The sequence below is a fragment of the Janthinobacterium sp. SUN176 genome (genome assembly GCF_030587335.1).
Classification (GTDB): Bacteria; Pseudomonadota; Gammaproteobacteria; order Burkholderiales; family Burkholderiaceae_D; genus Janthinobacterium; species Janthinobacterium kumbetense.
This window is the reverse complement of sequence record NZ_JAPWIA010000001.1, coordinates 2341449-2356759: the sequence shown is the minus strand read 5'-3', so window position 1 is coordinate 2356759 and position 15311 is coordinate 2341449. Positions and strand designations below refer to the sequence as shown.

Here is a 15311-nt window from a genome sequence, read left to right as displayed (position 1 = left end):
GTGTGTCGATGATTACTTGGCGGCTGCTGGCGCTGGTACAGATGCTGGCGCTGCAGCGGTGGCCGAAGCCAGTTTTGCGTCGGCCTTGGCCTTGGTTTTCTTGGCTTTGTGGTGCGCCTTGGCCTTGGTGGCAGTTGCTTCCGTTTTTGCGCTGGCCACTTCCGTTTTCGCGGCGACGACGGCTTTCGCTTCTTTTGCATCCGCTTTCACGACGGCTTGCGCTTCCTTGGCGTCGGCTTTGACGACAGCCTTGGTGTGCGCCGCTTCCACTTTGGCGGGAACCGACGCTGCCGGGGCGGCAGGGGTTTGGGCAAAGGCTGCGGTAGCGAACAGGCCGGCGATCAGGGTAACAATTGCTTTTTTCATGGTGCAGTCCTCTGTGGTGGTTTGTCTGGTATGTCTGTCGGTGCCGGGATGATTCCCGTGTCACTGAGCAGAAAACGCGCCCCGGAAGGTTATGGTTGACCTTGTTTACACTTTCTTACAATCAGGTGATTTAAGCGACGTTCATTGAGGAAGGCGGCATGAAAATGCAAAAAGACAGCCGAAGCTGTCTTTTTGTGTGGCGCCAAAAGTGCGCGGAGGGACTTACTTGGCTGCTGCTGCGGTCGCTTCAGTCTTGGCTTCGTCAGCCTTGGCTTTGGCTTTTTTCGCTTTGTGATGGGCTTTTGCCTTGGTGGCGGCTGCGTCGGCCTTGGCGCTGGCGACATCGGCCTTGGCATCGGCGGCAACGGCTGCTTCTTTCGCATCGGCTTTGACTACGGCCTTGGTTTCCTTGGCTTCTGCTTTTGCCACTTCCTTGGTGTGCTTGGCTTCGGCCTTGGCAGGCACGGCTGGCGTTTGAGCAAAGGCTGCGGTAGCGAACAAGCCGGCGATCAGAGTAGCGATTACTTTTTTCATGGTGCAGTTCCTCGAGAAGTGGGGTTGTAGTTCAGGAGATGCATTTCCCCTGTCACTGAGCCAAAAACGCGCCGTATGGCAATCGCGTTGACAACGATTTGATCTAATTACAAACACTTACATTTGCCGGGGCAGGCGCTCTGTTAGCTGGCGTACCGCGCCAGGTGCCGCGGCGGCCCAGACTCAAGGCCACGCGCCGTTCCGGGGACGGCGTCAAGCTCAAATGCGGGCTGCGCCAGGAATTCGTCACCGGCGGCGGCCCGATCGACAGGGAGAAGACGATGCAGAACACCTCCACGCCGGACGGCGCCTTGCCGGCCAGTTTCAGGGTCAGCCATGCGGACCGGGTGATCGACAGGGACAGCGGCGCCAGGAAGATCGACCTGGTGCGCTACTACGCGCTGGTGGGCAGGCTGATGCTCGTGCACCTGCGCGGCCGGCCCGTGTCGCTCGTGCGCGCGCCGGCCGGCGTGGGCGGCGAGCTGTTCTTCCAGAAACATGCGGAGTCGTCGGCCATGCCCGGTGTCAAACAGCTCGATGCCCGGCTGGATCCCGGACACCCGCCCATGCTGGCCGTGGCCAGCCTGCAAGGCTTGCTGGCGGCGGCGCAGTGGAATGTGGTGGAATTCCACACGCAAAATGCGCTGGCCAGCGCCTACGACACGCCGAACCGCCTGGTGTTCGACCTGGACCCGGGCAAGGGCGTGGCCTGGCCCGCCATCCGGGAAGCGGCCGTGCTGCTGCGGGCCTTTTTGACGCAGCTGGGCTTGCCCGCGTTCCTGAAAACCAGCGGCGGCAAGGGGCTGCACGTGGTCGTGCCGATCCGCCCGCAACACAGCTGGGAGACGGTGAAGGCGTTTTCGCAAGCCGTCGTGGCGCACATGGCGCAGCAGATCCCTGCGCGTTTTGTCGTCAAGAGCGGTGCCGCCAACCGGGTCGGCAAGATTTTCATCGATTATTTGCGCAATGGCCGGGGCGCCACCACTGTGTGCGCATGGTCGGCCCGCACGCGCTCCGGGCTGGGCATTTCCGTGCCACTGGCCTGGGAGGAGCTCGACCAGCTGAAGGCGGGCGATCAATGGAACGTGGGCAATGTCCACAGCCGCCTCGACATGGGCAACGCGCCGTGGAATGGCTATGCGCGCAGTGCGAAGGGACTCGATGCGGCGATGAAAAAGCTGGCCTTCAGTCCTCCTGCCTGAACGGCACGACGGCGCGCGCCAGCTGCAGCGCTTCGTCGATGGCCGCGTTGAGCTGGGGAATCTCGACGGGTTTGGTCAGGTAGCGGAAAAAGCCCGCGGCCAGGCCATGCCGGATATCGCCCTTCATGGCATTCGCCGTCAAGGCGATGACGGGGATGTGCGCCGTGCGCGTATCGTTGCGCAGGATGCGTTGCGCCTGGTTGCCATTCATGCCGGGCAGGTTGATATCCATCAAGATCACGTCCGGGCGGCGTTCCAGCGCCAGCGCGATGCCCTGGCGCGCATCGGTGGCCGAGATCATGCGCAGGTGGGGCAGGAAGCTGACGATGTCTTCCACCAGGCGCAGGCTGGCCGGATTGTCTTCCACGTACAGCAGCAGCGCCTGGCCGCCGGCGTCGTCCCCGGCGTCGCTGGCATCGCCGGCGGTTTCGGGCAGGCATTCCGTTGCCGGCTGCCCGGCGGGCGGCGCGGCCATCGTATCGAGTTCGATCCAGAACACGCTGCCCACGCCGAGGCAGCTGTGCACGCCCATGTTGCCGCCCATCAGCTCGACCAGGCGCTTGGTGACGACCAGGCCGATGCCCGTGCCTTCCTCGCTGCCCGCCTCCTGTCCCAGGCGGTTAAACGGCTGGAACAGCTCGGCCATTTGCGCGTCGTCCAGTCCCTTGCCCGTGTCGCGGATGGCGATGCGCACGCGCTGCGCCTCGGGCTGCGAGATTTCCAGCTCCACCTTGCCGGCCGGACGGTTGTACTTGATGGCGTTTGACAGCAGGTTCAGCAGCACTTGCTTGAGGCGCGTATGGTCGGCCCTGAGCGTCAGCGCCTCGCAGGCCGGAAACACCAGGTGAATCTGGCGCTGCTGCGCCTGGTCTTCCACCATCACGCGCACTTCCTCGAGCAGCACGGGCAGCGCCACCGGCTCGATCGACAGGCTCAGACTGCCTGATTCGATCTTCGCCAGGTCGAGGATTTCATTGATCAGGGTGAGCAGGTGGCGGCCCGAGGTGACGATGTTTTGCACGAAAGCGCGCTTTTGCAGCACGGTCGCGGGCAGGGCTTCATTGGCCAGCAGCTGGGCGAAACCGAGGATAGCGTTCAGCGGCGTGCGCAATTCATGCGACATGCTGGTGAGAAAGCGGTCCTTCGCCTGGCTGGCCCGTTCGAGTTCGATTTTCTGTTCGTTCAGCGTGCGCTCGATGCGCTTGCGCTCCGTGATGTCGCGGATGGCCGACGAGACCAGCACGCCTTCCTCCGTTTCCAGCGGCGACAGGCTGATTTCGACGGGAAATTCGGTGCCGTCGCGGCGCAAGCCGTACAGTTCCAGGCCCGCGCCCATGGAGCGGGCGCGCGGCGCCGCGGAAAAGGACTGGCGGTGATGCGGATGATCGTGTGCATAGCGGGCCGGGATCAGCACTTCAACATTGCGCCCGAGCAACTCCGCGCGCGAGTAGCCGAACAGGCGTTCCGTTTGCGAGTTGACGAGCACGATCTCGCCATCGCCGTTGACGATGACGATGGCGTCCGGCGCCGATTCGAGCAAGCCGCGGAACTTTTGCTCGGCCCGGCGGCGGTCGCTGACGTCGCGGATGGCGCTGATGACGAAGGTGCCGATTTCCGTCTGGATCGGCGACAGGCTGATTTCCACGGGGAATTCGACGTTGTCTTTGCGCAAGCCCAGCAATTCCAGGTCGGCGCCCATGGTGCGCGTGCGCGGCTGGTCGAAATAGCGCGCGCGGTGCCCCACGTGCGCATGGCGCAGGCGTTGCGGCAGCAGGCTATCGATTTGCCTGCCGCTCAATTCGCCTTCCGCATAGCCGAACAGGCGCTGCGCCTGCTGGTTGGCCAGCACGATGGCGCCCGTCGCATTGACCATGATGACGCTGTCCGGCGTCGATTCGAACAGCACGCGGTAGCGCGCGTCGACGAACTGGGCGTCGCGCGCCGCCTTCAGCAAGGTCGTGTCCTTCATGGTGGAAATCAGGTAGCGGGGGCCGTCCGGTGCGCGCTGTGCGGCCTGGCAAGCCACGTCGACGTAGATGAGCTCGCCATCCTTGCGCCGCCGCAGCGATTCGCGGTCGTAGCTGCCGTGCAGGGTCAGCTGCTCGGCGATCAGCGGGCCAGCTTCGGCCTGTCCCGGCAGCGAGATCAGTTCCCACAGTGTGCGGCCCAGCGCTTCGTCGCCGGCATAGCCGAAAATGCGCTGCGCCCCCGCCGTCCAGCGCACGACGACATGGTCTTCGCTTGTGATGACAACGCCGCCAGGGGCGCCGCTGAGGATAAGCTGATCTAACTCGGCATCCATTTTTTCCGCACGCATGACAGGGCTTGCCGGGTGGCAGGCTGTGTGCATAACGTAGCGAGAAGCTTGATCAAAGTCAATGCATTTATCTTCCTGGCGATGCGCCCGCAGCGGGTGCATGGTTCAGGCCGTCTTGCGCAAGTTCCCGTGCGCCGTCGCTCAATCCCCTGCGCTGCCGGTGACGGGCAGGACGATGCCGCTGATGTAGCTGGAACAGGCGGGCGAGGCCAGGAAGACGTAGGCGGGCGACAGTTCCTCGGGCTGGGCCGGGCGGCGCATGTCCGTGTCCGCGCCGAATTGCCGGATGTCCTCGGGCGACTTGTCGGCCGGGTTGAGGGGCGTCCACACGGGGCCGGACGCGATGGCGTTGACGCGGATGCCCTTGTCCATCAAGTTGCCGGCCAGCGCCATGGTGAACGCGTGGATGGCGCCCTTGGTGGTGGAATAGTCGAGCAAGTGCTTCGAGCCGTGCAAGCCCGTCACGGAGCCCGTGTTGATGATGGACGCACCGCGCTGCAAGTGGGGCAGCACGGCCTTGGCCATGTGAAAGTAGCCGTAGACATTGGTTTTCATGGTGAGGTCGAAGCGTTCCTCGCTCAGCTCCAGCAGCGATTCGGCGTGTTCCTGGAAGGCGGCGTTGTTGACCAGCACGTCGATATGGCTGAACTTGTCCAGTACCTGGCTGACGGCTTGCTGGCAAAAGCCCTGGTCGCGCACGTCGCCGGCAATCAACAGGCAGCTCTGGCCTTCCGCTTCCACGTAGCGCTTGGTTTCGTGGGCGTCCGCGTGCTCGTTCAGGTAAATGATGGCGACATCGGCCCCTTCGCGCGCATACAGCACGGCCACGGCGCGGCCGATGCCCGAATCGCCGCCCGTGACGATGGCCACCATGCCGGCCAGCTTGCCGCTGCCGCAGTAGTCGGGCGCCAGGAAGCGCGGTTTCAGCTGCATCTGCGTCTCGCTGCCGGGCTTGTCCAGGTGCTGGGCGGGCAGGGGAGGCGCCGGCTGGCTGCGGCTGCCCGTCTGCACGGGGGATTTGCTGTCGCGTTTGTCTTGCCTGGCGGCATCGCGGCCGTCCTGCTCCTGCTGGATGCTGCGCTGCAAATTGCCGGCGGACTGGTCCTTGTTCTCGTTCATGCTGGCCTCCCTGGAAACGACTATCCAGTATCGGCGCGGCACCCGCATCGCACGGTGCGCTTGCTAACAGAGTGGCGCAAACGGGCGCAAAGTTATATGATGGTTGACATAAATGTGGGAGGGCAGCATGAAAGTGAGCAGGGAGCAGGCGGCGCTGAACCGCGAGCGCATCGTGGAGGTGGCGGCAAGGTTGTTCCGCGAAAAGGGCTATGACGGCATCGGCGTGGCCGACCTGATGAAGAACGCGGGCCTCACGCATGGCGGCTTCTATGGCCATTTCGCGTCCAAGGAAGACTTGATGATCGAGGCGTGCCAGCATGCCTTGAATAAGTCGCTGGAAGGCTGGCGGGCGAAGGTCGCACAGGACCCGCAGCGGGCGCTGCCGGCGATTATCGATAACTACCTCACCCCGAAACACCGCGACCAGCCCGGCGGCGGCTGCCCGGCGGCGGCCATGGGCGTCGACGTGGCGCGCATGTCGCCCGGCGCGCGTCCCGCGTTTACCCAGGCCACGCAGCAGCAGTTCGCCTTGCTGCAGGGCTTGCTGCCCGACGGCGCGCCGGATTGCACGCAGGAGCGGCGGCGCCAGCAGGCCATCGCCACGTTTGCCGCCATGGTGGGCGCCATGGTGCTGGCCCGTTCCGTCGATGACGAGTCCCTGTCGGCGGAAATCCTCGACGCCGTGAAGGCGCAATTGCTGCAAGACTGATCCCGTGCCCCCTGTCAGCCGGCCTCGTCGCATGATAGGCTTCGGTTTTCAGATTTCGGGATCATTCATGCTGCTCTGGCTCAGGCAATACCGGCGTCCTCTGTTGGCCGGAGACATTACCGCCGGTATCGTGGTCGCCATGATGATGGTGCCGCAAGGCATGGCTTACGCGCTGGTGGCCGGCTTGCCGCCCGTGGTGGGCATCTACGCCAGCATCCTGCCGCCCGTGCTGTACGCCTTGTTCGGCAGCAGCATGACGCAATCGGTGGGTCCCATGGCCATCGTTTCCCTGATGACGGCCGCCGCCCTGGCGCCGCTGGCCGACCCCGGCTCTTCCCTGTATATCGTGCTGGCCGCCCAGCTGGCTTTCATCAGCGGCCTCGTCCTGCTGCTGTGCGGCGTGCTGCGCCTGGGCTTCATGGCCAGTTTCCTGTCGCGCCCCGTGATCAGCGGTTTCAGCAATGGCGCCGCGATATTGATCATCTGGGGGCAGATCACGCCCTTGCTGGGGGCGACGCTGCCCCACTGGCATGCGCCCAGCCTCGTGCTGGGGCTGTCCGGCCTGCTGTTCCTGTGGCTGTCCAAGCGCTACGCGTCGCGCCTGCTGCGGCGCTGTGGCCTGAACCGGGTGGCGGCCGACGTGGGCGCGCGCCTGGCGCCGATGGCGCTGGTGCTGGCCGGCATCGCGCTCGTCGCCTATGGCGGCCTGGAAGCGATGGGCGTGCAGACGACGGGCCACGTGCCCAGCGGCTTGCCGGGCCTGAACCTCGCCACCTCCGGCGCCCATTGGCGCACTTTGCTGTCGCCAGCGCTGCTGATCGCCTTCATCATCTTCCTGATGAGCATGTCCGCCGCCCAGACCCTGGCGCAAAAACGGGGCGAAAAGCTGCATACCAATCGCGAACTGCTGGGCCTGGGCGCGGCCAACGTGGCCAGCGCGCTGTCGGGCGGCTTTCCCGTCACGGGGTCGATTTCGCGCTCGGCCGTCAATTTCCAGGCGGGCGCCAACACGCCGCTGGCCAGCATCATCACGGCCGGCTTGCTGGCGCTGGCGCTGGTGGCGCCCACGGGCTGGCTGGCCCTGCTGCCGCTGCCCGTGCTGGCGGCCACCATCATCTTTGCCGTGTCCAGCCTGCTGGACTGGGATACCTTGAAACTGTCGTGGCGCTACGACCGCAGCGATGCGCTGGCCCTGCTGGCGACCACGGCCGGCGTGCTGGTGCTGGGCGTGGAAGCAGGCGTGGTGATCGGCGTGCTGTTGTCGATGGGCACCCTGATCTGGCGCGCCAGCCGCCCGCACATCGCCGTGCTGGGGCGTATCCCGAACAGTGAGCACTTCCGCAACGTGGAGCGCTATGAAGCGCAAACCTTGCCGGACGTCTTGCTGCTGCGCATAGATGCGGGCTTGTTCTTCGGCAATGTCGAGGCCGTGACGGAGAGGGTGGAAGACGAATTGCGCGGCCACCCGACGGCGCGCCACCTGGTGCTGGTATTGTCGGCCGTCAACCAGATCGACAGCACGGCCTTGCTGGGCTTGATCGAACTCAACAGCGCGCTGGCCAAGCGCGGCATCAGCCTGAACCTGGCCGAAGTGAAGGGGCCCGTGATGGACCGTTTGCGCCAGAGCAGTTTATTGAAAGATCTGAGCGGCAAGCTCTACCTGAGCACGGCGCTGGCGACAAATGATTTGAGCGGGAAAAAGAGTGGAGAACCGGCATGACGATGGAATTGAATCTGCATGGCGAACCGCGCGCCGTTGACACCATTGCTGCGCTGGAGCAGGCGCTGCAGGAGGCGCGCGCGCTGGCCCAGTGCGAACTGTGGCTGACCCTGGCCACGGATGCGGAACAGGGCCCGGCCCTGTGCATGCTGCGCAATGGCGGCAACGCCTGGCTGATGTATCTGTCGGGACAGGACGACCTGAGTTTTCACTCGCTGGGTGACGAAGAGGCGGACGGCGCCTGCAGCTACCTGCTGGCCAATGGCCAGGTGGACGAGTATCCGGAAGCGTGGTGCATTGATGTGGAAGAATGCCAGCACGCCTTCGCTGCGTTTTTCAGGACAGCCGGCGCGCGGCCGGCCGCCATCGCGTGGGAGGCGGATTGAGATGCCGCAAACCATCATCGCCGATATCGACAAGGACTTGCTGGCCGCGCTGGACGCCAGGGCAGGGTTATTGACGCTGCGCGCCATCCTGCTGCGCTACCGCGCCAGCGGCGTGACGGCGGCGCAAGTGGCCAGCTTGCTGCACGAACTGCGCCCGTCTATGCAGAACGGCGCTCAGGAAGGGCCGCTGGAAGACGTGATACTGGACGCCCTCGACATGGTGACGGGCTGGTGCACGCCGCAACTGCGGGTATGGGACGAGGCAGGAGGCGAGCATGCATCCTGACAAGTTCAAGCAGGTGGCGGGGCTGCCGTCCGCCGAGCGTCATGCCTACTTTGTGCGCAAGGTGGCCGATACGCAAGAAGTGTGGGGCTTGCACCATGAAGGCTGGGCCACGGCGCAGCTTGACGGCAAGGTGGCGATACCGTTCTGGCCGGAAGCGGCATTCGCGCAAGCGTGCGCCAGCGGCGACTGGGAACATTTCCAGCCGCGTGCCATCGCTCTCGATGATTTTCTGGCTAAATGGCTGCCCGGCATGGCGGAGAATAAACAGCTGGCTTTCGTGTTTCCCGTGCCGCAAGGCCGCGCCAGCATCGCGGCGCCTGCCGATTTGCTGAGCGATGTGCAACATGAATCAGAGCAATATGAATGAGGGCAAGGAACGCCTGGACGCCTGGTACGACGGCTCGGCCATCTGCCTGATCGCCGTCGGCGCGCAAGGCGACCCGCTGGACCTGGGCGGCGACGAGGTGCGCGCCCTGATCGCGAAACTGCAGCAATGCCTGGCCGAATCCGAAGCCGGCCAGGACTGAAGGCTCAGGCGGCCGCCAGCGCCTTTTCCATCGCCACACTGGCCAGGCTGATGCCGCTGGGGCGGGCATACGCTTCCTCGCGCAAGGAAATAAACCCTGCGGCCCGGTAAAACGGCACGGCATTGAGCGATGCGGACAGGTGCAGACGCGCAATGCCGTGTCCGCGCGCCAATTGCTCCAGCGCCGCCAGCAGCCGCTTGCCGATGCCGAGTCCCGCACGCGCCGGATCGACGAACACGGCCTCCACTTCCTGCTTGTCCGCATCGAGCATGGCGTAGCCGGCAATGGCTTCTCCCTGCATCGCCACGACGCCACCACCCGCGGCCAGCATGGCGGCATACGCCCGCGGCACAGGTGTAGCCGTCCACGCAGTAATTTGCTCCGGCGCATAATGCGTGGCGCAACTGACGCGCACGGCCACCGTGCGCAGGGCCCACAGGGCGTCGATGTCGGAATCAAGGGCGGGGCGCAGGGTGATGGTCATGGACGCTTTCCGGGCAAAAGGCCATGCTAGCGCAATGGCTTGCAGCACGCCAGCCAGAGTTCATGCCGCGCTCAGCCAGCCGTCACTGCGCCGGCTTGTCCGGATCGATGTAGTAGGACCCCGGCGGCGCACCCGGTACTTTCACCCGGAACTTCAGGCCGGACAGCAGCTTGTCCCACAAGGCAATGGCCTCCTCATCGCTCAGCGAGGCGGCTTCGGCGGCACCGACCATGTTGTGGGCGACTTTGGTGTACATGGATGCTTCCAGCACAGATGGATAGGCGATATCGAGCGGCGTACCCACCAGTGCCCATTCAAAATCATGCACGCCATCAGTGCGCCGTATCAATGATTCCTCGCCATGCCAGTGCTGCACGTCACGCTTCCCTTCGCGTAGCAGAGTGCGAGCAGGGTAATTTTTGCCTTGCTGGTCTTTCGCCCGCTGGATACGGGCAAGTAATGATAATTCCCCACGTACTTTTGCCTCATATTCAGCAGGAGGATAATCGCCGTAGGCGTCTTTGTTGGAAGTGACGGAAAACGTCACATCCGGAAAACTTGGGAAATATAAGCCGGCATCTGCCATTTCTTGAACACTATAACTACTGTCGCTCATGTGGCCACCTTCTAAGCAATGGCCGGGTTCCTCAGGAATTTCATCGTGGTTGCGCAGACGCAGACTATTCGCTCGTATTAATTGTGTGGTAGCCGTATTTGTAATCGTTCCACCTTTTGGAGTCGAACCGCTAAGAATAAATGTAATATCTCCTTTGTTGATATACGTTTTGAAAAAAACATTGCCATCCTCTTTGGAGAATTTGTTGTCGAAATAGCGAAATTGCCAACTATTTTCTATAGGCCCATTTTCGCTGGATATGATTTCAGAAGAAGGATTATTGGTCTTTATTTTTTTTATGTCTTCTGATATTTTTTCATCTCTTGCAATGATTCCGCCTTTTACAATCTCAATTCTTGAAGGGAATGATATGTTGCCATATATTAATTTTGCCTCTTGTGGGACTTCTATGGCATAACGTCCAAAGCATACAATTTTTGTTTTTAGAAAAAGCACTTCAAGACGTTTGCTAAGTTTCAAGTTGTCAGACATCTGGAGCTCCTTAGCTATATTTTTTTGTGAGCATGCGGAAATAAATATTGTAATAATTATTGTGATGATTGAAATTTTCTTATTTTTTTCATTAATCATGATCTAGCTCCATTTTGCATTTTTTGCAATTTGTACGATGGAATAAAGCATGGATGCTAATACATTTGGATCGGTGTAACTATTTTGGTGTTCATAACCAGTCGCTTCCGTCGTGCCGTGTACGAATAATGTACCGGTGATGTGTTGAGCAGAACGATCTGATGGTACCGTACCATCGCCGCGTGCACTGGCTGGCTGTAATTTTAACTTTAAGAATTTTCCTCCAGCTTGGACAAGTAGTTGTCCCTTGCTATCATCTTCAAGTAATTTCCATTTTTCAGGTCGCGGCTCGAATTTATTCCAAGGATCGTTGGAGCCACCGTGAAGTCCGTCAATTAATTTAAATACGACATCGCCATAACTTAAAAAATCCCTGGATGCGCAATAGCTTGCGTAAGTGTTTGGATGAAACGTTTTCTCTATAGATGATAAAAATTCTGTGGCTAATTTCAATCTCTTCATTACCATTTCTAGGCCGCCACCATTATCAGATGGTATGCTCGCTGGATTTACCCAGTTTGGATTTATTAGTCGCCACCATGCATTAGGTGGCTGAAGGTAAATGCTCTCCAGTGCAGTGGCTTTATCGCGAGGCCAACTCCATAAAACTTTATCCTGAGCATCCACAATTTTTAGCCAGTTTTGGCCATATGCCACGCCTGGCATCATTTCCAATGGCGCCGGTGCATTTGCCAAAATCGCGGTGGCATGTACACCGTTGATGCCTAGAATTTTGGCTTCTATTTCGGCTATGGAACCTTCCCTCTCCTGAAAACCAAAACGCATGCGTTTGTACGCCCCTGCTGCCCCAATGGTCGGCATCACGTTGTGATAAATTCCGAGGATTTTTACATCCTTATCGTCAAGCATCTTTCCATAACTGGGATGTATCAACGCCCTGGCTAGTAAACCGCCCATGCTGTGCGTGACGAGAATGACTTCACTACATTTGAAGCCACGTTTTTTGTAACCTCTGACAAGACCGCGTAGTCTCTCTGCAATGGTGATGGCAGATTCACCATTGCTCTTTGTAAAGTTATAACCCATCGCGTGCACGGGATACCAACAGGGCGAAATTTTCTTTAAGTCGTTGACATTAATGGCCTTGCCAGATGATGCACCAAAAGTTGTTGGGTCTCGCATTAGCCTGGCGCCCAGGCCACTCGTCCTACGCCAGAACGGATGTGCTTCTCCATTGGAAATCATATTATTTAGATGTTGCTCTGTGGTACGCAACATGGTTCCGTATGCACCTTCGAAAAGCACCTCACTCCACCCGCGCCAGCGTGCTATTTGCGCGGGACTTTGACGGGCGCGTGCTTGAGCTTGTAAAGGTCCCGTTACCGGAAGTATTCCGTAGGATCCAATCAACGGGGGGATTGGGGTAAGATTGTCGGGAACATTTTGATGCCGTGCATCTGCAGCCTTGGTTTCCGCACCATCTGGATCGAAGCGGCTGTTGCTCTCCGTATAGTGGTAGTACTCCACTTCGGTTTCAGTGGGGTCAAAAACCAATTGGCGCTGCCTTGGCGAAGCATCTTTGAACCAGCCACCCAAGCCGTTGCCTGTAAGGACAGCTGTCTTGCCTCCCGCACCCATCATATCGTCTGGCCGCCAAGCCCGATTGTCCGGACGGCGCAATTCTTCTTGGCGAATTTTGCTCATTCGCAAATTGCTACCCATCACGCCTGGAAGGAAAATGACAGGAATTACCTTACCAGGTGGTAGGGTGACGTCATGTCGTGCGGTATCTTTTGTTTCCGTCATCGAAACGGCGAGTTCCGCCCAGCCTCCCACGCCTTGGCCAAACTTCGCAGGATGATTTCCTCGCTTATTTAACTCATCGCTGTCGCTCATGGCAGTTCTCCCTTGTATCGAATCACATAGCTGTCCGTGCCGGTGGATTTTTGTAGGTTCGTCGAGCCGTCGTCACTGCTTTTGCCGGCCACGTTGCCGTCATCGCGCAGGATTTCAAAAGCAATGCCAACGGCCGGCGTATCGTCGGCATTCACTAGCAAGACTTCCTGATCGAAACTGCTGTGTGGCCTCTCATTAAATTCCTGCGACACGCTCTTTGGCGCCATGGTTTCCAGGTTGCCGTTGAAGAGCACAGGGGAGGACGTAAAGAACTGCACTTTGTCGCTGATTTCCAGCATGTGGTTGGCGCCGTGCAGGCGTACGCCTTTCTTGCCCTTGATGTTGACCCAGTCCGCTTCGCTGATCAGAGACAAGACTTTCTGGGCGAGGATTTCCACCTCGTCGCTGTGGGCCTGGATGGACACCTTGCCGCTGGCGGCGATCAGTTTCATGCCAGCCTTGTGCACGAACAGGCTGAAGGTCCTAGCGATGCTGGCAAACAGGCTGTCGCCGCTGGCGAGTGAAATATTCTTGCTGCTGGTGAGCGCCACATGCTCGCTGGCGGCCAGGTGAATCGACTGGGCCGTGCTCAGCTCGATGCCGGCCGGACTGGCCAGCAGTAGATGCGGTTCGGACAGCTCAGGGAAATCGCCGGCGCTCCCCTTGATGGCAGCGTTTTGCCGCTGGATGGATTCGGCCACGGCGCCTTGTTGTGCTGCGCTGTCTTGCGCGCCGGCGTCGACGGCCATGCTGGCCAAGCCTTGCTGTAATTGGCGTGCTTGCGCCAGGCGAGCCTGTGTTTCGTCGAGTTGTTTGACCGAGCCACCGCCTGTCGGCGTTTCGGTAGTGATCAGCATGCCTTTGGCCGCGCGCAGGGCGCCCCAGGCGTTGCTGGCCAATTCAAAACCTACACCGCGCGCCTCCTTGCGGCCTGCGTTGTCGTCGATGCGGGTGATGTTGCCCAATGAAAGCCGGCTATCCTGGTGCTCGCTGCGCAGCTGCGCCTGGATCGCCCCCTTGGTATCGTCGAGCACGAGATGGTTGGCGCTGCGGGCGCCCAGTTCACGGCTGCGCAAGCCGGACAGGGCACGCTGCTGCGGCAGTTGCCACGGCGGCGGATTGGCGCTGTTGTAGACCACGCCGATGACGATAGGGTGGTCGATATTGCCGTCTTGAAATTGCACAACGACTTCCTGGCCCACGCGCGGCAAGGCGATGTGTCCCATTTGCGGACCCGCCATCGGCATCATGACGCGTATCCATGGCGAGCTGCGCTCATCGAATTCACCCAGACGATCCCAGTGAAACTGCAGGCGGATGCGTCCCAGTGCATCGGTATGGATTTCCTCTCCGGCCGGTCCGACCACCAGCGCCGTCTGCACACCGGCAACCACGCACGGTGTGCTGTTGTGGCCACGACCCGGCCGCCAGCGGATGTCCCGACGCACGCACACCAACTTGTTGACATAGTGGGAAGGTGTGCCAGGGCCAAGCTGATAATTATTGCTGGCGCTATGCACGACTGACAGGATCAGGTACTCGCGTTCGGCGATATTGTCCGGGCGCTCCTGGCCAGGCTGGCAGCGTTTTTCCTCGGCGCTGAAATGTCCATCGAGCCGGAAGCAAAGGCCAGGCTGTGCGCCACGGTGATTGCCGGCTGCCTCGAAATACTGGCGCAAATGGTCGCTTTCTTCCATGCGGCGTTGCGCCAGGGATTCTCCCTCGTCGATATTCTTATAGCCATAGGCGCCCGTGTTTTCATATAGCTCATGGGCAAATACATCACCCTGGCGATTCAGGGAGTAGCCGCTGGCAAGGTGCGGCTGGGGATTTTTATAGTCGAAACTGGCCAAGGTCAGCTGCCCGGAGCCGAGCCGGCGCACGGCTTGCCACTGTTGCAGGCCATCGTCTTCCATGGAACCCGACTCGGAGTGGAAATGCATGGCGCCTTCGCCAGATGCCGTGGCGATCATGTCTGCCAAGGTGCTGTTGTCTGCGAGCCAAAGCGTATGGCCATCGGCGCGGTGCTCGTACCAGTAATGCCAGCCCAGCGCCTCCCAGCGCCGGTGCAGGTGGTTGTAGTCGGTTTCATTGTGCTGGTTGGCGCAGGTGATCTGCGGATCGTCGCCATGGATGCTGGTTTTCCAGTCGCGCTGATCGTAATGGGCAAAGGTCGTCTCGGTCAGCTGCATCACGCTTTGGCCATGAAAGGACACGTTGTCCTGGCGCAGCCGGGCGAAGGCCAGCCATGATTGCAGCACCATGCGGTACCACGCAAAGCCGCCATCGGCGCGCAACAAGCAAAACTCGCCCACGTAGCCGTTAAAGTGGCGCAGCGTGCCATCGTCGCGCACCATGGAAATGGTGACCATGCGGCCCATCATGGCTTTGAGCGCGATGTGCGCGTCATCGGACAGCAATTCAGCCTCGAAACGGAAGTCGCGCGACACCTCCTCCCTGGCAGTCAGCGAATTGACCAGCAGGATGGCGCCGGCTGGCCCATCTTCATGGGGGAACTCGATCTTCAGCAGGCGCCGGTCTTGCGCGGCGAGGTCGATGGCCGACAGTGCCGCCTGGATGCTTGCATGCATGGCCTG

At 60.7% G+C, this 15311-nt stretch carries 14 protein-coding genes and 1 pseudogene; 7 read left to right on the top strand and 8 right to left on the bottom strand.

What is annotated here, in order from left to right:
- Positions 1-12 precede the first annotated feature (12 nt).
- A complete protein-coding gene (locus O3299_RS10615; RefSeq protein ID WP_289897372.1) occupies positions 13-366 on the bottom strand; it encodes a hypothetical protein in 354 nt (117 codons plus the stop codon).
- A 222-nt stretch (positions 367-588) separates the two neighbouring features.
- Positions 589-900, bottom strand: a complete 312-nt coding sequence (locus O3299_RS10610) for a hypothetical protein (protein WP_077406305.1) — start codon at positions 898-900, stop codon at positions 589-591.
- A gap of 293 nt (positions 901-1193) precedes the next feature.
- On the opposite strand from O3299_RS10610, the pseudogene ligD reads away from it, so the two are divergent.
- Positions 1194-2102 (top strand): annotated as a pseudogene (ligD, locus tag O3299_RS10605) (non-homologous end-joining DNA ligase); the annotation flags it as partial.
- Here the strand turns inward: ligD and O3299_RS10600 are convergent.
- Complete coding sequence (locus O3299_RS10600) at positions 2086-4419, bottom strand: PAS domain S-box protein (protein WP_305062279.1); 2334 nt, start codon at positions 4417-4419, stop codon at positions 2086-2088. The pseudogene ligD and the gene O3299_RS10600 sit on opposite strands and share 17 nt — an antisense overlap.
- A 141-nt stretch (positions 4420-4560) precedes the next feature.
- Positions 4561-5538: an SDR family oxidoreductase gene (locus O3299_RS10595; RefSeq protein WP_305062278.1), complete on the bottom strand. Its 978-nt coding sequence runs from the start codon at positions 5536-5538 to the stop codon at positions 4561-4563.
- A 127-nt stretch (positions 5539-5665) separates the two neighbouring features.
- Between O3299_RS10595 and O3299_RS10590 the strand changes: the two genes are divergently transcribed.
- The 6 genes from O3299_RS10590 to O3299_RS10565 all read left to right on the top strand — a co-directional run bounded on the left by O3299_RS10590 (position 5666) and on the right by O3299_RS10565 (position 9166).
- Complete coding sequence (locus O3299_RS10590) at positions 5666-6247, top strand: TetR/AcrR family transcriptional regulator (RefSeq protein WP_305062277.1); 582 nt, start codon at positions 5666-5668, stop codon at positions 6245-6247.
- Positions 6248-6314: 67 nt separating this feature from the next.
- The gene (locus O3299_RS10585; protein WP_289897376.1) at positions 6315-7967 is read left to right on the top strand and encodes a SulP family inorganic anion transporter; all 1653 of its coding nucleotides are present in this window, start codon (positions 6315-6317) and stop codon (positions 7965-7967) included.
- A complete protein-coding gene (locus O3299_RS10580; protein ID WP_305062276.1) occupies positions 7964-8353 on the top strand; it encodes an Imm1 family immunity protein in 390 nt (129 codons plus the stop codon). The genes O3299_RS10585 and O3299_RS10580 overlap by 4 nt, the downstream gene beginning before the upstream one ends.
- 1 nt (position 8354) lies before the next feature.
- Complete coding sequence (locus O3299_RS10575) at positions 8355-8639, top strand: hypothetical protein (RefSeq protein WP_305062275.1); 285 nt, start codon at positions 8355-8357, stop codon at positions 8637-8639.
- The gene (locus O3299_RS10570) at positions 8629-9006 is read left to right on the top strand and encodes a DUF2750 domain-containing protein (RefSeq protein ID WP_305062274.1); all 378 of its coding nucleotides are present in this window, start codon (positions 8629-8631) and stop codon (positions 9004-9006) included. Before O3299_RS10575 ends, O3299_RS10570 begins: the two co-directional genes overlap by 11 nt.
- Positions 8984-9166 (top strand): hypothetical protein, encoded by a 183-nt coding sequence (locus O3299_RS10565; protein ID WP_305057538.1) that lies wholly within the window; start codon positions 8984-8986, stop codon positions 9164-9166. The genes O3299_RS10570 and O3299_RS10565 overlap by 23 nt, the downstream gene beginning before the upstream one ends.
- Positions 9167-9170: 4 nt before the next feature.
- Here the strand turns inward: O3299_RS10565 and O3299_RS10560 are convergent, their stop codons facing one another.
- The 4 genes from O3299_RS10560 to O3299_RS10545 form a co-directional block, all read right to left on the bottom strand.
- Positions 9171-9650 carry a GNAT family N-acetyltransferase gene (locus O3299_RS10560; RefSeq protein ID WP_305062273.1) on the bottom strand — a complete coding sequence of 160 codons (480 nt, stop codon included), beginning with the start codon at positions 9648-9650 and terminating at the stop codon, positions 9171-9173.
- An 82-nt stretch (positions 9651-9732) separates the two neighbouring features.
- Positions 9733-10857, bottom strand: a complete 1125-nt coding sequence (locus tag O3299_RS10555; RefSeq protein ID WP_305062272.1) for a T6SS immunity protein Tli4 family protein — start codon at positions 10855-10857, stop codon at positions 9733-9735.
- 3 nt (positions 10858-10860) lie between these two features.
- Positions 10861-12714: a triacylglycerol lipase gene (locus tag O3299_RS10550; protein WP_305062271.1), complete on the bottom strand. Its 1854-nt coding sequence runs from the start codon at positions 12712-12714 to the stop codon at positions 10861-10863.
- Positions 12711-15305: a type VI secretion system Vgr family protein gene (locus O3299_RS10545; protein ID WP_305062270.1), complete on the bottom strand. Its 2595-nt coding sequence runs from the start codon at positions 15303-15305 to the stop codon at positions 12711-12713. The genes O3299_RS10550 and O3299_RS10545 overlap by 4 nt, the downstream gene beginning before the upstream one ends.
- Positions 15306-15311 lie beyond the last annotated feature (6 nt).